At 38.5% G+C, this 20,799-nt stretch carries 20 protein-coding genes; 1 reads left to right on the top strand and 19 read right to left on the bottom strand.

The genetic code is table 11. The annotated features are described in order from the left end of the window. Positions 1 to 31: 31 nt before the first annotated feature. The 18 genes from LIZ66_RS12600 to LIZ66_RS12520 all read right to left on the bottom strand — a co-directional run bounded on the left by LIZ66_RS12600 (position 32) and on the right by LIZ66_RS12520 (position 18,102). Complete coding sequence (locus LIZ66_RS12600; protein WP_226815834.1) at positions 32 to 826, bottom strand: RNA polymerase sigma factor; 795 nt, start codon at positions 824 to 826, stop codon at positions 32 to 34. A 32-nt stretch (positions 827 to 858) separates the two neighbouring features. Continuing rightward, entirely contained in the window at positions 859 to 1,260 is a 402-nt protein-coding gene (locus tag LIZ66_RS12595) for a mannose-1-phosphate guanylyltransferase (RefSeq protein WP_173719099.1), read from the bottom strand. A 46-nt stretch (positions 1,261 to 1,306) separates the two neighbouring features. Further along, complete coding sequence (locus LIZ66_RS12590) at positions 1,307 to 1,546, bottom strand: hypothetical protein (protein WP_117854469.1); 240 nt, start codon at positions 1,544 to 1,546, stop codon at positions 1,307 to 1,309. A 146-nt stretch (positions 1,547 to 1,692) separates the two neighbouring features. Then, positions 1,693 to 2,541, bottom strand: coding sequence for a DegV family protein (locus LIZ66_RS12585; RefSeq protein WP_173719100.1), 849 nt, complete (start codon positions 2,539 to 2,541; stop codon positions 1,693 to 1,695). 570 nt (positions 2,542 to 3,111) lie between these two features. Beyond that, positions 3,112 to 3,813: a hypothetical protein gene (locus tag LIZ66_RS12580; protein ID WP_226841042.1), complete on the bottom strand. Its 702-nt coding sequence runs from the start codon at positions 3,811 to 3,813 to the stop codon at positions 3,112 to 3,114. Continuing rightward, a complete protein-coding gene (locus tag LIZ66_RS12575; protein ID WP_148463287.1) occupies positions 3,810 to 5,135 on the bottom strand; it encodes a COG1361 family protein in 1,326 nt (441 codons plus the stop codon). The genes LIZ66_RS12580 and LIZ66_RS12575 overlap by 4 nt, the downstream gene beginning before the upstream one ends. A 2-nt stretch (positions 5,136 to 5,137) precedes the next feature. After that, on the bottom strand, positions 5,138 to 5,809 hold the full coding sequence (locus LIZ66_RS12570) for an ATP-binding cassette domain-containing protein (RefSeq protein WP_117854462.1): 672 nt from the start codon (positions 5,807 to 5,809) through the stop codon (positions 5,138 to 5,140). Beyond that, the gene (locus LIZ66_RS12565; protein ID WP_227200884.1) at positions 5,787 to 6,515 is read right to left on the bottom strand and encodes an ABC transporter permease; all 729 of its coding nucleotides are present in this window, start codon (positions 6,513 to 6,515) and stop codon (positions 5,787 to 5,789) included. Before LIZ66_RS12565 ends, LIZ66_RS12570 begins: the two co-directional genes overlap by 23 nt. Before the next feature lie 18 nt (positions 6,516 to 6,533). Beyond that, the gene (locus tag LIZ66_RS12560; RefSeq protein ID WP_173717237.1) at positions 6,534 to 7,424 is read right to left on the bottom strand and encodes a hypothetical protein; all 891 of its coding nucleotides are present in this window, start codon (positions 7,422 to 7,424) and stop codon (positions 6,534 to 6,536) included. A 1-nt stretch (position 7,425) separates the two neighbouring features. Continuing rightward, positions 7,426 to 8,940 carry a DUF6034 family protein gene (locus LIZ66_RS12555; RefSeq protein WP_227200885.1) on the bottom strand — a complete coding sequence of 505 codons (1,515 nt, stop codon included), beginning with the start codon at positions 8,938 to 8,940 and terminating at the stop codon, positions 7,426 to 7,428. Between the two features lie 99 nt (positions 8,941 to 9,039). After that, on the bottom strand, positions 9,040 to 10,293 hold the full coding sequence (locus tag LIZ66_RS12550; protein WP_227200886.1) for a sensor histidine kinase: 1,254 nt from the start codon (positions 10,291 to 10,293) through the stop codon (positions 9,040 to 9,042). 167 nt (positions 10,294 to 10,460) lie between these two features. After that, positions 10,461 to 11,126: a response regulator transcription factor gene (locus LIZ66_RS12545; RefSeq protein WP_227200887.1), complete on the bottom strand. Its 666-nt coding sequence runs from the start codon at positions 11,124 to 11,126 to the stop codon at positions 10,461 to 10,463. Positions 11,127 to 11,395: 269 nt separating this feature from the next. Further along, positions 11,396 to 11,683: a hypothetical protein gene (locus LIZ66_RS12540; RefSeq protein ID WP_195983371.1), complete on the bottom strand. Its 288-nt coding sequence runs from the start codon at positions 11,681 to 11,683 to the stop codon at positions 11,396 to 11,398. A 166-nt stretch (positions 11,684 to 11,849) separates the two neighbouring features. After that, positions 11,850 to 12,707 carry an Rpn family recombination-promoting nuclease/putative transposase gene (locus LIZ66_RS12535; protein ID WP_148463281.1) on the bottom strand — a complete coding sequence of 286 codons (858 nt, stop codon included), beginning with the start codon at positions 12,705 to 12,707 and terminating at the stop codon, positions 11,850 to 11,852. A gap of 553 nt (positions 12,708 to 13,260) precedes the next feature. Continuing rightward, the gene (locus LIZ66_RS12530; RefSeq protein WP_178090726.1) at positions 13,261 to 13,401 is read right to left on the bottom strand and encodes a hypothetical protein; all 141 of its coding nucleotides are present in this window, start codon (positions 13,399 to 13,401) and stop codon (positions 13,261 to 13,263) included. A 677-nt stretch (positions 13,402 to 14,078) separates the two neighbouring features. Next, positions 14,079 to 14,555 carry an IS66 family insertion sequence element accessory protein TnpA gene (gene tnpA, locus LIZ66_RS12525; RefSeq protein ID WP_227199177.1) on the bottom strand — a complete coding sequence of 159 codons (477 nt, stop codon included), beginning with the start codon at positions 14,553 to 14,555 and terminating at the stop codon, positions 14,079 to 14,081. A 310-nt stretch (positions 14,556 to 14,865) separates the two neighbouring features. Next, positions 14,866 to 14,997: a hypothetical protein gene (locus tag LIZ66_RS18585; protein ID WP_255610632.1), complete on the bottom strand. Its 132-nt coding sequence runs from the start codon at positions 14,995 to 14,997 to the stop codon at positions 14,866 to 14,868. Positions 14,998 to 15,036: 39 nt separating this feature from the next. Further along, positions 15,037 to 18,102: a glycoside hydrolase family 2 TIM barrel-domain containing protein gene (locus tag LIZ66_RS12520; protein WP_173774252.1), complete on the bottom strand. Its 3,066-nt coding sequence runs from the start codon at positions 18,100 to 18,102 to the stop codon at positions 15,037 to 15,039. 218 nt (positions 18,103 to 18,320) lie between these two features. On the opposite strand from LIZ66_RS12520, the gene LIZ66_RS12515 reads away from it, so the two are divergent. Beyond that, on the top strand, positions 18,321 to 19,211 hold the full coding sequence (locus tag LIZ66_RS12515) for a helix-turn-helix domain-containing protein (protein ID WP_173774251.1): 891 nt from the start codon (positions 18,321 to 18,323) through the stop codon (positions 19,209 to 19,211). A 115-nt stretch (positions 19,212 to 19,326) separates the two neighbouring features. Here the strand turns inward: LIZ66_RS12515 and LIZ66_RS12510 are convergent, their stop codons facing one another. Continuing rightward, positions 19,327 to 20,760: an alpha-L-fucosidase gene (locus tag LIZ66_RS12510; protein ID WP_227200888.1), complete on the bottom strand. Its 1,434-nt coding sequence runs from the start codon at positions 20,758 to 20,760 to the stop codon at positions 19,327 to 19,329. Between the last annotated feature and the right edge of the window lie 39 nt (positions 20,761 to 20,799).

Below are 20,799 nucleotides of genomic sequence, written 5' to 3'. Positions count from 1 at the left end.
AGAAAGCACATATTGAACAACACTGCCAAAATCAGAGCTGACAGTATAAATGCCACTTTTCCTTTCCCCTTTGTATACCAGCAGATAAAAGCCAATAATGGAGAAACAGATGTAAATCCAAACCAAACCACCGCATAGCTTCTTGGAAAAAATCCTGCAATATAGTTTGAATACAAATAGTAACTTGCAACCATACCAACAAAGAATGCAAAAACATTAATGCTTTGCGTTCAGTAAAACCACATCTCTCTGCAATAGCTATGTTAGATTCAAAATAAAAATATTTTAGAAGAAACACTCTCCGGATCTCTTCTTTTTGTTTGTAAAGAAAAATACTGATCGATTTTCCAATCTCTTCATCATTCCTGCCCGGAGCATACCTTTCATCCGGCAGTACATCTGCAAGTTCATCCAATGCCATAACCATATTGGCTGATCGTTTTTGGGCTTTTAGTTTTCTAAATTTATCGATGGAAATATTTCTGACGATTGTGGAAATATAAGATTTAAAATTGCCTGGCCTTGCAGGTGGGATTCTGTTCCATACTCCTAAATAGGTGTCATTTACACACTCTTCCGAATCCTGGCGGTTATTCAGGACATTATAGGCAATTTTGTGACAGAGCTTTCCATATTCTATATCTGTTTTCTTAATTGCCTGTTGATTCCTTTCAAAGTAGAGTTCTATTATTTTTTTATCGTCTATGATGTTCACCTCCTCAAAAATGTTCTCAATTATAAAGTCGGCTTTTTTTGACGGACGTCTCAAAAAAATTATATTTTTTTGAGTCATAGCATAACAAAAAGAGAACAGCTCATTAGACATTCCCTTTTGTCAGCTGAAGTGTTCCCTTATGGTTATTCAAAATTATCAGTACTTGTAATCTTCTGGTTCAATACTCTATTTACTCTTTCAATGGGGAAGCTATCTTCCATATCAGTCACTTCAAACAAATTTAGCGGTAGCTCCCTTTCTCCAATCAGAGACAGATATTCATTAACAGCTCTGCGGTCGATCATGATTTTTCCATGTCCATCCCAATGACGATTACTCTCTTTCTTCTTCAACCCGGAAATCCAATATTCGTCGCCATTCTCAATATCTATATAATTGGAATAATTGCCATTATATTTTTGAAAGGCATGGTTATTAAAATAGATTGTTTTCTTACTCTTTGAAGTTTTCACATATCCGATCCATGCCGGACCATCATCTGAATATCCCGTTTTAAGTTCAATGTACATTAAATCATGAATCATTTTTAACATCTCCACCTAAAGGAACAGTTTTAGCCATTCTCATTTTTTAATGCTGCTTAATAAGCTCCCGGATTCCACAGATAAACGATAAAACAATTACTATAATGTAACAACTCCGGTTTACAACCGTATTCTCAGCCCAGTTGCTTACTGCGATCACAGTCCATAAAGCTCCCTGTACAACCATCAGCATTCCATTTGTTTTTGGATTACTTTTATTAGCAACCAGTAAGAAAATGTAAACGGCTAAAATAATGAGTGATATAATGATTGTTAATGTTGGCATAGGCTTGTTCTCCTTTGCTGTCCTGTTTTTTATTATTTCTGAGTCAGAATACCATTTTCTTCCAGTGCTTCTGTAAATACGAAATATATTCGTGTTACTGCGGGTTTATAGTAATGAAGCATATAGCAGATATCGCAATGCATTCTTTATTTTGCAATATACAAAACACCTAGCGTACCAGGTCCGCAATGACTTGATACAACACCGCCAGCCCTGGTTTCCAGTATCTCATCAAAAATGTCAAGTTCTTTCAGATAAGCCCTCACTTTTTCTACAGTTTCCTGTTCACAGCCAGAATGTGTTATAAATACGCGTTCAGGTCTCGCTTTTTTTAAATCTTTTTCCATATCTTTTACATAGTTCATGACAACAGAAGCAATTTTTCCACGGTATTTCTTAGATGCATTCATTGCACCATCCTCCACTACAATCCTGGGATGCAGTTTTAAAACACCTCCGGCCATAACCGCTACTGCATTGCAGCGTCCGCCACGGTATAAATAAGTAAGGGTATCTACCACAAAGCTTGCTCTCACATTTGGTTTTAACTTCTCTATCTCAGAAACAATCTGGGAAGCTGTCCGGTTATTCTTTGCCATAATTGCAGCTTCTACTACAAGAAGGCCGATACCGGTAGAAAGGTTTGCAGAATCGATTACTTTTATTCGGTCAGAAGCCCCCAGTTCTTCAGCAGCAAGGCGCATCACATTTCCAGAAGTGGACATACCTGCTGAAATAGAAAAGCAGACAATTTCCCTTCCAGCCTCTGCATAGGGGCGAAAAAGCTCCATGGCATCTGCCAGGGCAGGTGCAGAAGTTTTAGGTGTTGTCTTGTTTGCATCAGACCAGGCATAGATCTGATCCGGAGTAATGTTTTTTCCATCTTCATATTCTTTATCACCCAGAAGAATATGAAGCGGAAGAATGTCAATCTCATATTTTCGCAATAATTCCTGTGAAAGGTCGCAGGTACTGTCTGAAATAATTTTTACCATATATTCACACCCTTTTCCCGAACAAAGTCTGGGATATCTTCGGCTAAGGCAGGATAAAAGTTTCACTCTTACGCATAAATCCCGCCAGCTATTTCACTACTAATCAATATATTGTACCAAAAAACAATCGCAATTTCTACTCATTTACTATAAATTACATTCTTTCCCAAAACGGAAACCTGCCCAGACCTTTTTATTGGTGTTGCTCTTGCTATAATTCATAAATGAAGTATAGCATGAAAAAGTGGTTTTTTGTATTGGATTTCCATCATATAAAAAACTGCTAAATTGTATCTAAAAGATCACAATCTAACAGTTTTCCATTATATGGTACAATTTACAAAAATACCAATTTATTATGATTAATACGTTGGAAGAAGGCCTCCATTGCCTGTCATGCAGACAATGGAGCAAGCCTTAGGGGAATAAAATACTTTTATTTACAAGAATAAAGTATATACTTTTCTTTTAAATAAGTACATGGATAAAATTACATAAAACATGCACAAAATACAATAGTTAGTCAAATGAATACCAGAGATTGATACAAATTAATTTTGCAAGAATACCTTATTCAAATAATTTTTTTGCCTTCTCCAGATTCATTTTTCCATTCACTTTCAAATAAATTTTTGTAATTTTAAGCGGCTCACCCATCTCACTGCAAAGCTCCTGCGCCTGTGATAAAGGAATATAGATATCTTCATTTTCCGTTACGGCAGTTACTTTACATGGAAGATAAACAGTTTGCTGTTCATTTTCTTCGTGCCCAGTCAAGGATACCAGATGATCTGCCGCGCCAGAAAGCTCTTTTGTATTTCCAGCAAGTGCATAAGAAATGGTTAGATTTTCTCCCATTTGCAGGAATTTTTCCTGTTGTTTTTTTGAAATGGAATGATTATTTGAGTCTTTCATGTTTTGCAATGCTTTACTTCCAAGCAACAACACCGGTGTATTTCCTAAATCATTCTGCTCTGGATTTTCTCCAAACGCATTCAGATCTATTCCTAAAAAGGTGGCTGTTTCCGTATAATCTTCAATCTTGATGGTTACTGGAATTTCCACAACGGGCCATATCTCTTTTATCCCTTCTATTTTTTTTGCCTTTTTCAAAAAATCATCATCATAAGTAAGGTCTCCAAGGGAAACCAGTGCCAAGTATTGTTTTTTCCCATCCTGTATTCCTGCAAAAAGCTTTATAGAGAAAAATAATGCCAATATCAGAAGAAAACCTACAAAACAGGTAAAACTATCTATTCTATTCTTTTTCAATGGGCATCCACCTTTCTGGTTTCTTCCAGAAGTATGTTTTTCTTATGAAGCTTACCCAAAAGAAGTAGAATCACAGAAACAAGCAGTACTGCAATAACTGCAATAACGGAATACCACCAGTTGTTTGTTTCTTCCTGGTCATCCTCTATTTTTAAAGACTGGATTTTAGCTTCTTTAATCTCAGACTCAAACTCTGTACTTTCCTCATAGGAATTGCCGGCTGCATCCTCATAAGTAAGAATCAGTTTTCCGGTAATCCTGCCAGGAAAAGAACCGTCATCTTCTTCTGATTTTCCTTTTACATACACACGGAGACTTCCCTGTACTGCGGTTCCAGCTTCTAATGTTCCTAAAAAAGCGGACTCTTTTGGGTTCAATCCGTCTGCTTCCAGCCGGACACTTGCATTATATATCTTATCCCTTCCAAGATTCATTGCTTTCACCGGAATTTCTACCGTATCCATGGTATATAAAACGGAAGGAATATCAGAAGCTTCCAGTTTTGCACGCGCCGGCTGAGTGATCTGAAAGGACAGCGTTTCTGTACCTGTCGCTCCCGTCGCTTTTGAATCTTCGTAATCCAGAGAAAAAGAAACTGTTGCCTGACCTGGAGTACAGTCCTCTGCTATAGTGACCTTTTGCTTCAGGGTAATTGCTTCTCCTGGAGTCAGTCTCTGAACATAAAAAGAGTTTCTCTCAAATTCAATTCCCTTTGTATCCGCAGAAATAGAAATCTTTAGACCAAATACATTCTGGCTACGGCTTTTATTCCGGAATGTCAGTGACATTTCTGTGACAGAGCCTGCTTTTAGATTTTGTCCGGAAAGATTGTTATCCTCTAAAAGAACCTGCGGTTTATGTAGTATTTTCTCACCAGACAAGCTGGCAGAAGAACCGCCTCCACTATACTCTCCAGCAGAATAATCCCCACTATCTATAACAGGATCTGTAATCTGTGTTCCATTATCTGTATCAGTATTTCCATTTTCTATTATGACATGGATTGTCTTCTTTTCGTCCTCAGCAGAAGCGTCTCCTGATATAAATCCATCCAGGTCAGAATTTTGATTTTCCGAATCCGTTTTTTCAGGAGTCTGTTCCTCAGTTTCCGGAATCTTCTCATCTGTAGGATTGTTTTTTTCCTCTTCAAAAGGCAATGTACTGTCTGCATCACTATAAGAAGCTGACTGATCTGCTTCCAGAACAGACTCTCCCACAAAAGCAGCTTCCATATTCCCTGCATCTTCTGCAAAAACAGATGTCGGCAGAAGCATCATGAAACTTAATATTGCGAATGTGGTTTTCACAAATTTTTTTCCCATTTTCAGGCTGTCCTTTCTCTTAAAACTCCGCCATCCATCTCATATACGTGATCACATAAAATCCGGATATCCTCATCATTATGGCTTGCCAATAAAATGGTTTTTCCAGCTGCCTTTAAATCAAGCAAAAGTTCCCTGATCTCTGCCACGCCGTGTTTATCCAGACCGTTAAATGGTTCATCCAGAATCAGGAAGCGAGGATCTTCCATAATGGCCTGTGCAATTCCAAGGCGTTGCCGCATTCCAAGAGAGTACTTTCCAACCGGCTTTTTCATATCCGGATCCAGTCCTACTTTTTTTAGGATCAGGCGGATATCTGCCTTTGAAATCATTCTTTTCATATCTGCCAGTATTTCCAGGTTCTTTACACCTGTATACTGGGTAAGAAAGCCAGGCGTCTCAATGATGACACCAAGGCTTTCTGGAAAATCTACATCACGACCGATTTCTTTTCCGAAAACACGGATGGTGCCTGTGGTAACAGGAAGGAATCCGCAGATACATTTCATAAGTACTGTTTTGCCAGAGCCATTATTTCCTACAACGCCGTAAACCTGTCCCACCTTTAAGGTAAGATTTACTTCTTTTAATACCAGATCTTCCCCGAACCTTTTGGTTACGTGTTCTATTTTCACACAGGTATTTTGAAATTCAGATTTCTTCCACTTTTCCATTTAAAACACCTCCAAAAATTCCCATTAACACCAATAAAAATAATAGCAGAAATAACCACAGTCCCGCTTTATCCGTTCCCCAGTTTCCATCTGCCAGAATCCATTCCACTGGGTAAAACCAGATCTGGTCTTTGAAATAGCGTTCATGAAGTATAATTCCAAAATAATAGCTGACAAAAGGAATCCCATATGCCATATAAGCTGAATTCCATAAGGTACCACAGATTCCACCAAAAGTGCTTAGAATACTTCCGATCAGTCCCATCCTAAGAGCTTTCATAAGCAGCTCCAGAAACTGTTCCTTTGGAAAGCTGCCTTTTATTTCCATAGGATAAAATATAACAAAATTAACAAGAAGTATGGTGCTTATAGCAAATATCCAGACTAAAAATCCAGATGTCATAACAGAAAAGACTTTTCCTTCCACATATAGCCTGCGGTTTGTCCTGGGAAATGCAGCTTTTAAAAATCCACTTTTATACTCCTGTAAAAAAGAATCACTCCACGGCAGTACCGCAGCTACAGGGATGGCAAAAGATACCATCTGACTTTTCAATGAACCATCCAGCAGGCTGATAAAAGTTCCACATGTTAATGCTTTTTTCAAACTTGGATAAGTCTGACCTGCTGCGATAGAAAAGCAGGCAATCAGCCATGCCGCCAGGAAACTCCTGCCAAGAAGCATACGTTTTGTTTCTACCCGCATAGATATTTCCCCTTCTGATTATGTTTTTTCTCCCAGAAATTCAAAGGGATATTTTTTCATCCTGCGAAGTGCCAGAACCATAAGAACAAATAAAATACCTGCGAAGAACATACAGGACTGCCAGATGGTCGGAAGTAATAGATCATAGCCAAAGTTATGTTTTCCATATACAGCCTGGTTCAAAGGACTGATCCAGCAGATCAGTACATTCACTTGATACATTTCATATTTTTCCTTATGCAAAATTGCGGCTACCACACTGGGTTCCAGTAAAAATCCAAATACACTATAAAGTAGTCCAAACACCATGCCTTTTGTTTTTCCTTTATAAAGATTTCCAACAAGGATCACAAAACCAAGTGTCAGGGAATAGCAGAATAACAGGAGAAAAACCTGCAGCATACAGCCATACGGAGAGATACTCTCCATGACTCTTACTGTAGAGGGGACCTGCAAGTTTTTCCCCAGTTCAGAATATCCGAGCATGGCAGCAGTCTCGCTCCACAGGTTGCCCGGATAACTGTCCTTCATACACAGTACAGATGTAAATAGCAGCATCAATACTGTATAAAGAGCAGTCACAAGAATAATATAAATAAACTGTCCCAAAAGCCATTTTTTCTTTGTTGTTCGAATTAACTGATATGGAGTAACTGGTGTCATCTTTGGCAGGTCTGAGAACAGCAGAAGCAACAGAAGAGAACTGAGCAGTACTGCTGTTCCATCCCCAAAGGTCCAAAGAAATGGCTCTACGGCCTGTACCGGTGTATCATAGTTTTCCATAACAACCATGATTCTTCCAGTGAGAAGAAAGCTAAGTACAAATTCCAGAAGGAAGGTAAAAATGACTTTTGGATTTCGAAAATAGCCAAAGAAATTGTAATGTACAATTCCAAGTACCTGCTTCATATCAGTAGCCCAGATCCCTGTCTATAATACTGCCATCCACGGCGTTAATGGTAAGGAAGCTCCAGCTTGGATAGTCTGTGATGTCCGAGTAACTATTCCCATCATAGTCACCTTCCACTTTTCTGCTTCCAAAGAAATCCCAAACGGGAACCAGAAGACCTGTATGCGGATCTGTGGATGGTTCATAAATTCTGGCATAGCCCAGAACAATCCGGTCAATGTCATAAACTCTTGATTTTTCATATTCTATATTATCTGCATTGGTTACTACCATCATTTTTTCATATGTTTTCATAATCTCAGAAAATGGAAGAAGGTTTAAATTTTCTGTTTTTGTCTCTCCTATGGTATAAGGGTTTGAATAAGACATGCTTTCAATTCCATCTTTATCGACAAAGAAATAAAGACTTTCATAAGACCAGGTCTCCATAGTGCTGTCCATATCTTCCAAAGCACCGCCATCTGCCATTGTCTGAGTAATCGGAATACCGTTTATAGTACGTGTGTAATAAATCGCATATCCGCTTCCAAGATTACTTAAACTATTATCCTCTTCAAGACTATTGCACAATGCATAACTCCAGTCTGAAAACTGCAGATCTGTAATCCCCATTTTATCTACTTTTTCCTGTACCATTTTTTTTGCTTCATCTAATGAAATCCCAATGGACTCCTCAGTAGGTTTTTCTCCTTCACTGAAAGAAGTATACTCAAACCAGGTCGTGTCCGCAGGCAGCTTTTCCCCGCCAGATTTTGCCGTTTTTCGGATTTTGACAGATAAGGTATCGGATCCGTAGGAAGATGTCTTGTAAAAATATTCCGATCTATCCGGCATCTGTGCAACACCGGAGAAGTCATTTTCCGCAGTACCATTTTCTGTCTCATGGGAGCCTGCAACAGGTCTTCCTTCTACCAGAGTCTTCGTTTCCGGAGCAGACTCATATTCCTGCTCATACATCTCAATTTCTCCATAAATGTCATAAATATAATTTCCATCTTCATCTGTTCCATAGTTATAGGGATCCAGATTTCCGTTTGCTACATCTTCTTTTAGTTCATCCAACGTTTTTTTGATTTCATCCTTTGTCTGGGTATAATAGCTCTCCGATGTATACAGCTTTGCCTCTGAGAAAAAGGCATCTGTAATACGGTCAAGAAGATCCTGTGTAACTTCTGCAGGCGTGACAGAAATTGCGGATATCTTTTCTACATCCGGTATTTCTACGGTGGCATCCGTGTTCACTACAAGTTTTGCACTGTCATCTGTAGTCTGACTTTTATAGGTTTCCGGAGCATTGAGCAGGTCTCGAATAGTTGTTCTTACCGCTGTGTTCTTATCCTTTGTATTTTCAGAAGAGTCCTCCTTCACCATATCTACGCCTTCAGTTTCTGTATAAGCATTTTCTACCTTGCTCCCTTTTGGTTTTACAAGGGAAGATTCCGGGGTCTGGGCACATCCTGTGAGCATTCCTATACAAAGTGTTAATCCTACAATTTTATTTATGTTTTTTCTCATGTTGAATAAATTCTCCTTCCTGTTTATGTCCACAAGTATAGCATCTTTCATTGCACCAAATCTTCCGCAAGTTGTAACTGTTCTGTAAATTCCAATTATTTACCATAAAACAGATACGATTGTTCCTTTTCCCAGATGGCTTGTAATTTCCAGCTGAAATCCATGTATATCTGCAATTTTCTGGCATAGCGCAAGACCAAGCCCAACACTTCCCTTTACTCTGGAACGTGATTTATCGACCATATAAAAAGCTTCTGTTACTCTTTTCAGATCTTCTTCTGGAATTCCCTTCCCATAATCCTGAACGGATAAATGATTTTGGGTTGCCTCCAGTACGATTTTTGAATTCTCATCGGAAGCCTTGACTGCATTATCAATAAAATTTGTCACTGCACTCATCATAAGGTCCGGATCAAATGTTTTTCTAAGATTCTCTGGATTACAATGTATTTCAAGACAAATTTTTTTCTCCTGAAGCCTGTAAGTAACAAGTTTTTTTACAGCTTCCAGAAATTGATTCATCTGAACTTCCACTGGAACAAATTCTGTTTCACCTGTTTCATATAATCCGGTAAGTTCCAGCATTTTCACAGAAAGTCTGGAAAGCCTTCGGCATTCATTTCTAATATAATCAAGCGCTATCTCCTGCCTCTTGGGAGATAGGCGTACCGTTAGAAGTGTATCTGCATATCCTATGATTGCGGTCATTGGGGTCTTTAATTCATGGGCCAAACTTCCAAGCAGCTGTCTCTGTGCCTGGTTTACGGAAGAAAGCTTTTCAATCTGCTCCCTTACTTTACCTGTCATAAGATTAAAGCTTTTCCCAACCTGTGCCAGTTCCATTTTTCCTTCTGATGGCACTTTTATCTCATAATTTCCATTTGCCACAGAAACAGCCGCTTCTTTTAGCCTTGTGAGCGGTTCCATAATTTTCCGCAAAGTCAAAAACAGGAAAAAGCCAACAAACAGAACCAGAAACAGGGTAAACCCTCCTGCCTGATAAAACAGTGTCTGACTCTGTTTTTGTACACTGGTAATATCTTTGTAGGTGACAATCTGATAGTTCATGTCTGTAGAACTGTAGCTGGAAGAATAAAAGAGCAAAAATACGTTGCCATTTGTTTTGCTGAGCAGTGGTTTATCACAATAGATGTCATTTTCGAATCCATCATGTTTGTTTTTTGTTAGGTTTCTGATATTTTGCAGATCAAACTCATATTTTGTCCCATTATATTGTTCTTTTCCATCCTGATATAAAACGGCGCTGTCGTGGAATACCTGACGAAAAGCATAAATAATCATTTTTTCCCGGATTTTATCATCAGAGTCCTGTGTTTTGCTTTTAATCCGCATTAGCATGTTTTCAAACTTAGAAATATTTGTTTGAAACCTGCTATTTTCATAACTGTTGATATTCTGTATGCTCTGATTTTTCCACCTGTAAGTTGTATAGAAAAAAATTCCAGATGACAGCAGAAGCACCATGCAGATTACCTGTAAAAAAATTTTCGTAAATAGCTTCATAAATCCACCTCAAGTCGATAACCAATTCTGGGAATGGTTTTGATTTTATCCTGCCAGCTTAGTTTTTTTCTGATGCGTCCAACGTGTGCATCCACAGTTCTTGTTTCTCCGCAGAATTCCTCATTCCATAGTTCCTGCAAGATCTGGCTTCTGGTAAGTGCTTTATTTGGATTTTTTACGAACACCATGAGGCAGTTATATTCCATAGGTTTTAAATATATTTCTTCTCCATTTTTCGTAACTATGTGACTTACGGTATCAATTATGACATCGTCTATCTGAATCTGTTTCGGTGCCGTTCCATAACGATCTAACACTTTTTCCAAACGCACCATTACCTCCAGCATTTCAAAAGGCTTTACTATATAGTCCTCGGCTCCGTCTTTTAACCCTTTTACTTTACTTGTAACATCAGCCTTTGCCGTAAGAAATATAACCGGAATACCAAACTTTTTTAATTCCGGTAAAAGGGTATAACCATCCTTTCCCGGAAGCATAATATCCACAAGTGCGCACTGAAATTCATGGTCCTGTACGACGCCTTCACTTGCATCATTTCCATCCAGATAACCTACTGTTTCATAACCAGCAGCTTCCAGATTCATACAAAGCAGATCATTGATTGCCATTTCATCTTCTATCACCAGTATTCTTGCTTTCATAATAATGTTCCTTTCATTTTACACAAACCCGATTATTTCTTTATTGTGCGTGATTTTTACTATTACAATTATACACTAATTTCAGTACTGCGAACGTAACCGATTTGTAAAGAAAAAGGAATCAAGAACGATCCATCTGGAAGTCGTTTTGATTCCTCAAATCCCACTACATTTTTGATTTCATTTTGTTAATTGTGTTTATATGAGTCACACCCTCCCTCTCTTAGAACTGTCTATTTCCCGACAGCCTCTTCCTATAAAATCATATGTTACACAAGTGTCTGTCCCATTGCCGCTGCAATTTCCTTTAACTTGTCGATAGCATAGCCTGTATATTTTGAAATCTTATCGACAGGTTCCTTTTCCTCGATCATCATCTGGGCCAGGGACATTTTTTCTTTTTCAACTCCCTGTTTCATTCCTTGTTCAATTCCCTGGTCTACAAGAGCTCTACTTAGATTACACATGTCTCTCACCTCACTCTCGAATTCTTCTGTCATGGCAATATCAAAATCTTTATGTAACCGCTTCTTTTTTTCTTCTGGCGTGGCGCTCATATATTATTTTCCCTAGCGGTAATCAACATTTCAAGTAATCCCTTTGGCTTGTTGTGTCCACCTTATAGGGTACATTATAAAAATCTTCATTTTGTGAAAGATTAGTAAGTTCTTTGAAAAATGAGCAAGCCCGAAACAGACCTGCCCATCAACAATATTATCCTACTTATTTCATTATGCACAAATTCTCATCAATCCATTTCTGGACATCTTTTTCGCTGAGATTTACGGCTTTCGCAATTTTATCAACTGGGATTCCCATTTCAGCCAGCGAAAGGATGGTTTCTTTTTTGGCTTTTAACTCGCCCATTTCTATACCACGTTTCTCTCCGCTTTCCATTCCTTCACTATAAATTTTCTCCATTTCATGGCACATAAGTTCCACCCCTTTCTGCGTCTCCTTCAATTCATATACTCGTTTTGCAAGAATCGGACTGTGCATCTCATCTGCCTTTTTACAGTGTAGATCATGCATCAGTCTTCCAAGTTCTGTATCATCCTGCTTCCTGGAATTTACATATATGATATGTGCTTCATCTTGAAAAGCCTCGTTCAGTTCTTTAATCTGCCGGTCAATGTGGTAAATGGGAAGTCCATATCCAAGAATATCGTCCCGAGTAATAAAAATTACATAGCTTTCCGGCAGTTCCTCAAAATCCTGTCCGGGATTTAAGGTATTCATATCCATCAGTCCACTATGGTACCGGGCTCTTTTGGGGGAAGCTCCTTCATTATCCTGCTGGATTTCCACATCAAATTGTTTGCTTGTGGAATCCCTGGCAACGCAGTCCATTACTGCGGAGCGTCCCTGCAAATTTTTATAATCTTTTTGGATTACCTGATCAATCACGTATAAATCCTGTTTCTCCATAATGACCTGCAGAACATATTCCAGACATTCTCTTTTCTTGAACACGTTTCGCATAAATATATCACTCATGAGTGTAAAATTCTTAATAATGCCTTTGTATTTTTCGTAGCGTGACTCTAAATCACTGTTTAATAGGGTGTTTTCATCAGTCATTTACAGCAATCACCTCCTGGCATTTTCGATTGATGAATGTGAAAGTGCTTTTATCTGATTCTATCTTAACATTAATGGAATTCCTTTACAAGATACTTTTTATGATGAGTGAACAGATGCAATAGAAAATAAATTTTAGTAACACTTTCTCGTATAAATACTATTTTGCGTTATTTGCGCTCAAATAGCACTATGTAACACAGTATGTAATTCCATAACACTATAAGGAAAATACCAGCAATAGCCGTCTGGAAACCGAACTGTAACCATAAGAAGTATTATTAGATAACTGACAGATTGCATAAAAACCTGTTTTTTACAAAAAGATCAAATTTTGTCATATAAAAGGGCATGATCCGAAAGTATGAAACAGAAAATTGATTGCAAAAGGTGGTCAAAAATGGCCTTTTGTCAAAGGCTTATTTTGTGTTATTGAATCCCTTTTAAGCTTAAATAACACGAACTAACACAAAATAATACAGATAAAAAGGTAGGAAATAACGGCAAATAGCACTAAGTGATTTTAAAAGGGAGTAGGTAAAAAAATCGTGTCTTAGACATCCGGGAAGCAAAATGCGACCCGGGTGGTCACCTCTTTTTTATCCTTCATTATGGAGTTGACTTCACCGCCAATGTAGCGAGCTGCTTTGTCAACACTAAGTAATACTTCGTCACTAAGTGCTAATTTTCTCATAGTTTTCCTTTCGTATTTTGTATATATCTTACAATAAAGACGGCAGAGTTTGCAAAACATAGATTGCTGTCATAGAATATCTGCCTGATTTAGAGCTTATTGATAATCTGTAAAAATAAGCCCTATTTTTTAGCTCATTATGGGGCTAAAAAGTGGGTTTGGTCACTTTTTTAGTGAGAAACAGCTTCCTTATTTAGAAAATTGCAAAACTATTTCCCATATAATGATAGTAATGACCGTTAACAGTACCTTTTATTATATAACAGGAGGTAAGGGAAGCGCAAGCTTTGTTTGTGAAATCGGCTTGAATATAGAATCATGCTGGAAATATTATAGAAAAAGAGGCTTTTTTTAGCTTGCGATAGGATCAGAAGCCAGCCTTGGTCACTTAATATGGAAAAAATTCAAGTGTTTTTAGCTTGGGCATACAATTATAAACCAGTTTGGTCACAAAAATAGGGAAAGCCCTATTGAAAAACAGAGATTTTTTTGCCTGACATGGAAAGAAAAACAGGTATGATTTTGGTAAATATGGTCTGTTTTTGTAAGAAAACATTTAAAACTTGATAAAAGGACAATCTGACTGGAATTAACTGTTCATGGGATAAAAGAAAAGGCGCACAATGCAATAGCTACATTATGCGTCTCATGAGAATAATTTGTTTCAAAGGATGTGCCTATTTAATAAAGAACCATTTTTTATAGATAGAGTCATCCGGAAGAAAAAGTATTTTGGGGTCGTAATCTTCCGGATGAAGGTGATTGGCAGAAACATACAGAAGTAACGGTTTGATTTCATTACTCATTCGTATAAGCAATCCGTCTGCTTCGATTTCAATTGTATGTGAATTGTCAAGGTGCATAGGTCTGTTCCCATTATCTGGGATCAGTCCTGCCGGAGAAGACTCCGGTTCTATAGCAATCTGGACTACATCCTGTTTATGGGATGTAAGGTCAAGAGAGCTGTCTTTGGGGGCTGGATCCGGTATCTGACAGGCTTTTTGGCGGAGACGGGTAACTGCATTGTAAAAACAGCTGGGAGATATCCCATGCTCATTACACCATGCAGCATCTGTCAGGCCACTTTGTCTGCATTCGGTTACCAGTTCCATCCATTCGTCCAGGGAACGCCCTGGAGCACGTTTCTTACTCATAATGAAACCTCCAAATGTAGTAAATTTCTATCTCCTATCAAGCGGAGTGTAGTAAAAATCTATTTACTATCATTATGAGTTTTAAAACGTAGACAGTAAAGCTACCCAAGATCTAAGCGCTTACGGATATCGTGCTCAGATGAGCCGGAATTTGCACTCCAATTCATACTCTGTTGTTACAGAATTTTTTATGGATAAATTTTTACAGCAACTATCTGGTCAATATTTCATATGCAGTATACTTTTTTAGTTTGTAATACACAAATCCCCGGCATCTGTCATAATGATCGAATGCCAGGGATTATTAAAGTCAGCCTTTTACAGCACCCACCATAATTCCTTTTGAGAAATACTTCTGCATGAATGGATATAGCGCGAAGATTGGCAGAGAAGCAAGTACAGTAATAGTCATTCGGATTCCCTTCTGGGAAATGGCTGCCATAGCCTGCTCCGTTTAAGCTATCAGCTTCTTTATTCTGTATTATTTAATTATCATTTTAATTTCAAAATTGAACTGTTCTGCATCAAGACGATACCGTTCTGACAACTCAGGCCCGCAACTGTTAGAACCAATTCCGTTTTGGACATAATCCAAGCACACGACCGTACTTCCACAAGGCTGTAATTCATAGCTATGTCTTTTTGCTGTCAGTTCCTCTTGAGTATATGGTGATACGTTAAAAGAAAATGTCCTTTCTCCTACTGCTGCAAAAGTATTTTCCTTTCCTTTTAAGATAAGGTAGTCACAGTCGGTATGACTTCCATTTTCCTGTGGACGCAGGTAATCTTCATGCATTTCAAGTACATTAGCATCATATTTTCCATGACTGCCGGCTCTTCTCTTATCTACGTAACTTTCCTCAGGTCCTATTCCGTAATATTCTACGTTGTCAAAATCTCTGTTAAGGAATAAACGGATTCCAAATCTCGGAAGCATTGGAAATTCCAAATCCCTCTTTACATCCATTTTTACCTGAATTGCGCCATCCGAAGTAATAATCCATTCTGACTTCACATCAAGAATTTTTTGTACGGTAGGTGCAGAAACACTTAACGTTCCTAAGATGTGTAGTTTCCCATTTTGGGTAATGCAGGAAGTTTCATATGCTCTTGCATAGCTCTGGTCATAATGAGCATTCATCCATTCTAGTTTGATTTTCCGGTCGTTGTCAGTTGGTGCTCTCCAGATATTTAATTCCATAGGACGAATCAGAAGTTCTTTTCCCTTTACAGTAATGCTTTCAAATAATCCTGTCAGTCGGTTGAAGCGATAAGTATTTTCCTGCCCTACATGAATTGTAAAGTATCTGTCACACTCTTCCACAGTAAAACTATTATCAGTATTCATTTCAGCAAGAAGTTCAATGGCTTTCTGATTTCTTCCATCTATGTTCTTTAAAAGGATTTCATCAAATCCAAGAGACTCATTCGAATGTAAAATCTGAGTATTATTTTTCAAACAATAAGATACTTTTAGGTAACATTTTCCACTATCTGGTATTGAAACAGGAAGTTTGATTGTTTTTTCTTCATGAGCTGGTATACTTTCATCTAATTCAATTTGTCCTACACAGTCAACTTCTCCGTCAACGCTCACCTCATATATAAGATAAATATAATCTTTAAGATCAACATAATTCATATAGTTATGAAGAACCATATCTCCAGTTTCCTGATCATAGTGAAGAACCCTTGCCGGTCTATATATATTTTTGTATTCTTTTAACCCAGTATGTGGTGTTCTGTCAGGATAAACCAGTCCATCCATACAGAAGTTTCCATCGTGAATTTCTTCGCCATGATCTCCTCCATAATAATAGATTCCCTTGCCATTTTCAGCCTGGCCTTTGTAAATAGCATGATCACACCACTCCCATACGAAACCTCCACAAAGACTGTCGTACTTCTGGATCAATTCAAAGTAATCCTCCAGGTCTCCAGGTCCATTTCCCATGGCGTGGCAATATTCTACCAGAAGAAGAGGCTTATCCGGATTCTTTTCCATGTATTCATCAATCTCAGAAAAAGCTGGGTACATTCTTCCAACTACATCAATATTGGAATAGTCATACTCACGGTCTGTACTCTGATAGAATGCACTCTCATAAGTCGTAAGACGGGTTGGGTCAAATTCTTTGGTCCATTTTAGGGATTCCTCAAAGGTACATCCATACCCACATTCATTACCCATAGACCACATTACAATACATGGGCGGTTTTTTTCTCTTTCCACACAAAGTCTGGTACGGTCCATGGTTGCAGGAATGAAATCCGGGTTATTTGCAATTCTTTTATTCCACTGCTCAACTACATTTTCCCACTCTGAATTTTTTAAGTACTGTGTCTGGGTTCCATGGCTCTCATTATCAGCTTCTGCGATCACAAATAAGCCATACTCATCACAAAGCTGATAGAAATAAGGAGAATTCGGGTAATGGCTACTTCGGACTGCATTAAAGTTGTGCTGTTTCATCATGATCAGATCTTTTTTTATCTGCTCCATATTTACTGCGGAACCGGTTATCGGATCGGAGTCATGACGGTTTACACCTTTAAATTTTGCTTTTACATCATTAATATAGATTACGCTTCCCTCACAGTGGATTTCACGGATACCGATACGGTCTATGATCACCTCATTCTCGGAAAGGAAAAGCACCTGATACAGATATGGCTGTTCCGGATTCCAGAGTACAGGGGTTGTGATATCTAATACCGCTTTGTAAGCAAAATTTTCATCGTCACATTTCTTAAATGTACCTGTAGCCACCGTATTTCCCTCATGATTCCGGATTACAATTTTAGTATTTTCTGCTGCATTGCTCTCCCCAAGAAAATTCGCACGAATTTCAATTTCTGCACCATTTTCCCCTATAGATGTAGTGGTAAAATAATCATACAGTACACTTTCTGGTCGCTTTAACAGATATACATCACGGAAAATTCCTGTCATACGGAATTTGTCCTGGTCTTCTAAATAAGTTCCATCACACCATTTCAGGACAAGTACCGCTAAAGTGTTTGTTCCTTCTTTCAGATGATCGGTCACGTCAAATTCACTGGTTGCATGAGCCACCTGGCTGTAGCCTACATAGACACCATTGATCCATACATAGAAGCAGGAATCTACACCCTCAAAATTCAAGTATGCTTTTGGTGCTTTGGAATCTTTCTTATATTCAAACTGGTGTACGTACGCTCCGCAAGGATTCTCCTGTGGTACATATGGCGGATCAAGCGGAATTGGATAACGGACATTGGTATACTGATGGCTGTCATAGCCATAGTTCTGCCAGATTCCCGGAACTGGAATTTCGTCGAAGCCCTTAGTGTCATAACCTGCTTCGTAAAATTTTTCCTGAAGATCATAAATGCTCTTATAGAACTGGAATTTCCAGTTTCCATTTAAAAGCTCCATACGGTCAGATTTCTCTCTGTCATGTACAAGAGATCCCATATCCTTTGATGCAGGCATGTAGTATGCTCGATGGGGCATGGTGTTTTCATGTAACACATTCAGATTTTCGTAGTGTTTTGGTACGATCATATTTGCTCCTCCAATATTATATATTTTTCTGTTTTAACATCTGATATGATTATACCTGTTTTTTAAAAAAATTACATAAACTCTGTTCGACAAAACATGCACAAAATGATATAATTTAACAAGTAAAGACACAAAAATATACACTTTTTTATTAATTTTGAAATATGCACAATCTGTTCCAATAAAAATTGTGCATATTTACAAGGAGGTAATTTATATTGTACACAAACTCCGCTTACTGGCACCAGACACGCTTGGATTTTAAAGATAAAAAACATCCTATTTTTATAGGGAGCTGCGGTACTTACCGTCTGTACACAATAAAGAAGCTGCCAACGCACCGGCCGCGAGGTCGGCTTGATTACCAGCTTCTTTACGTTGCTTCTGGAAAAGCACATTTCTATTTTGATGGAAAAGAGGAAATTGTTTCTGCTGGAAACATGGTTTTGTACCGTCCAAAAGAAGAACAGCGCTACTACTATTATGGTGCCGACCATCCGGAAGTGTACTGGGTTCATTTTACTGGGAATAACGTCAAAAATATCCTCCGCAAATACGGCATTGCAGATGGCGTTCGTGTGATTTATTCCGGAGTCTCCATGGAATACAAGCATCTGTACATGAACATGATTGAAGAACTGCAGCTGCGGAAAGAAGACTATGAAGAGCTTCTTGTGTATTACTTTATGCAGCTTTTAATCCATCTTCACCGCCAGATTCTTGTAAAACCTCACAAGAAGAATCCGATGATCATGGATGACATGGCGCAGGCAGTTGATTATTTCCGAATGCATTACAATAAACAGATTAATATTGAAAAATATGCAGCTTCGAAAAATATTAGTGTTAGCTGGTTTATCCAGAACTTCAAACAATATACGAATACAACACCCGCCCAGTACATACAGAACCTGCGTCTTTCAAATGCGAAATCTCTGTTGGAAACCACAAACTACAATGTTACAGAAATTTCCAATCTGGTTGGATATGAAAATCCATTATATTTCAGCCGCTTTTTCCGGAAACAGTTTGGCGCTTCGCCGTCACAGTTTCGGAAACAACTGCGGCAAAATGAAGAGAATCAGATGACTGAACCAGAAAAGAAATGATCTGTATACGAAAGCCCAGGTTCAAAAACTGCCTGGGCTTTTAATTGATTTATTTTTATTACTAATATTCTACATACGCTCTCCCCTAGTCATATGTACTTCTTATTCTTCTATTTTAATATACTCCCACAAATGCCATCGCAGGTGCAACTCTGGAATCTTCAATTACGATTGCCAGACTATCTGTATGGATTCCCTTCAAATCGACGATTCTCTTATATCCGATAGTTGTTCCTTCATAGCATTTTTTTATGCTGCCGTTTTCTTCATAGCAGACATTAAATGCCTCAACTCTCTGGCTAAGCGGAATTGCTTCTTTCAGAACAAGATAATGTAGTTTTTTTCTTTCAATCCATTTAATCTTGATAACCAGTTTATTGGTTCCAGCCTCATTTAGGAAATAAGTCTCATAATCATCGGTTCTAAGAACTTCTGGGGACATCTCCCGGCAGTCAAGTGGTGGAATGGTTGTAATACCAGCTTCTTCCACTAAATTATTGGAAAAGCTTTCTTTGATAAAGTCACCTAACTGCTTCAGGTTCTGAATATCCGTTGGATGGATCTTTCCGTTTTTCATCGGAGGGATGTTTAACAGAAGTGTAGTATTTTCACCAACTGATTTTAAGTAAATATCCTTCAGATTCTCAAAAGAACGTACCTTATCATCCTCTTCTTCGTGATAGAACCAGCCCGGTCTGATGGAGACATCTGTCTCAGCCGGATACCAGGCAAGTCGTTCTTCCTTCGCAAGACGTTCCCTGCTTCCCAGATCAGACTGTGTTTCATCCAATGGTCTTTCACGGAACTCTTCATTATCCTCCTGCTGGCTTAACTCTGCGGTCAGAGCCGGATCTTTCATATCTGCTGCTACCACGCTCCATTCACTTGGGCGTACCTCACCAGCTTCATTTCCACACCAACGGATATCAGGACCAGAAATAGAGATCACAGCATTTGGCTGTAGCTTGCGAACTACCTGGTAGTATCTTTGCCAGTCATATTTCTGTACCTTTCCGTTTGCGCCTTCCCCACAGGCACCGTCCAACCATACTACAAAAATATCACCATACTCTGTCAGAAGCTCTGTAAGCTGATTCACATAATAGTCATCATACTCTTTTCCTTTTCCATAGGATTCATTGTTTCTGTCCCAAGGAGAAAGATAAACACCAAACTTCAGGCCATATTCTCTGCAAGCCTCCATTGTTTCTCTTACAATATCACCCTTTCCATTTTTATATGGAGAGTTTTTGATACTGTGTTCGGTATATTTTGATGGCCACAGGCAGAATCCGTCGTGATGTTTGCAGGTAAGGATCAGTCCCTTCATACCGCCCTCTGCGGCTGTTTTCGCCCACTGTTTTGCATCCAGCTCTGTCGGATTAAAAATAGATTCCGGCTCTGTTCCATCGCCCCATTCTCTTCCGGTAAAGGTATTTACTGTAAAATGAATGAAACAGAAAAATTCCATGCTTTCATATGCAATCTGTCTTGCGGTCGGTACTGCTTCAATTAATCTTTTGTCTTCTTTTAAGCCGCTATAGTTCATAATCATCCTCTAGACATTTTTATTGTTACATCCCATTGC

The organism is Blautia faecis (assembly GCF_020554845.1).
In the GTDB taxonomy this organism is placed as follows: Bacteria; Bacillota; Clostridia; order Lachnospirales; family Lachnospiraceae; genus Blautia_A; species Blautia_A faecis.
The sequence above is the reverse complement of the archived record's forward strand: the minus strand, read 5'-3'. Positions and strand labels throughout refer to the sequence as shown.

Coding starts and splice junctions, on each gene's coding strand:
- LIZ66_RS12600 (WP_226815834.1), bottom strand. CDS start 826: ATGTCTAATGAGCTGTTCTCTTTTTGTTATGCTATGACTCAAAAAAAT.
- LIZ66_RS12595 (WP_173719099.1), bottom strand. CDS start 1,260: ATGATTCATGATTTAATGTACATTGAACTTAAAACGGGATATTCAGAT.
- LIZ66_RS12590 (WP_117854469.1), bottom strand. CDS start 1,546: ATGCCAACATTAACAATCATTATATCACTCATTATTTTAGCCGTTTAC.
- LIZ66_RS12585 (WP_173719100.1), bottom strand. CDS start 2,541: ATGGTAAAAATTATTTCAGACAGTACCTGCGACCTTTCACAGGAATTA.
- LIZ66_RS12575 (WP_148463287.1), bottom strand. CDS start 5,135: ATGGGAAAAAAATTTGTGAAAACCACATTCGCAATATTAAGTTTCATG.
- LIZ66_RS12570 (WP_117854462.1), bottom strand. CDS start 5,809: ATGGAAAAGTGGAAGAAATCTGAATTTCAAAATACCTGTGTGAAAATA.
- LIZ66_RS12565 (WP_227200884.1), bottom strand. CDS start 6,515: ATGCGGGTAGAAACAAAACGTATGCTTCTTGGCAGGAGTTTCCTGGCG.
- LIZ66_RS12560 (WP_173717237.1), bottom strand. CDS start 7,424: ATGAAGCAGGTACTTGGAATTGTACATTACAATTTCTTTGGCTATTTT.
- LIZ66_RS12555 (WP_227200885.1), bottom strand. CDS start 8,940: ATGAGAAAAAACATAAATAAAATTGTAGGATTAACACTTTGTATAGGA.
- LIZ66_RS12550 (WP_227200886.1), bottom strand. CDS start 10,293: ATGCGGATTAAAAGCAAAACACAGGACTCTGATGATAAAATCCGGGAA.
- LIZ66_RS12545 (WP_227200887.1), bottom strand. CDS start 11,126: ATGAAAGCAAGAATACTGGTGATAGAAGATGAAATGGCAATCAATGAT.
- LIZ66_RS12540 (WP_195983371.1), bottom strand. CDS start 11,683: ATGAGCGCCACGCCAGAAGAAAAAAAGAAGCGGTTACATAAAGATTTT.
- LIZ66_RS12535 (WP_148463281.1), bottom strand. CDS start 12,707: ATGACTGATGAAAACACCCTATTAAACAGTGATTTAGAGTCACGCTAC.
- LIZ66_RS12530 (WP_178090726.1), bottom strand. CDS start 13,401: ATGAGAAAATTAGCACTTAGTGACGAAGTATTACTTAGTGTTGACAAA.
- tnpA (WP_227199177.1), bottom strand. CDS start 14,555: ATGAGTAAGAAACGTGCTCCAGGGCGTTCCCTGGACGAATGGATGGAA.
- LIZ66_RS18585 (WP_255610632.1), bottom strand. CDS start 14,997: ATGGCAGCCATTTCCCAGAAGGGAATCCGAATGACTATTACTGTACTT.
- LIZ66_RS12520 (WP_173774252.1), bottom strand. CDS start 18,102: ATGATCGTACCAAAACACTACGAAAATCTGAATGTGTTACATGAAAAC.
- LIZ66_RS12510 (WP_227200888.1), bottom strand. CDS start 20,760: ATGAACTATAGCGGCTTAAAAGAAGACAAAAGATTAATTGAAGCAGTA.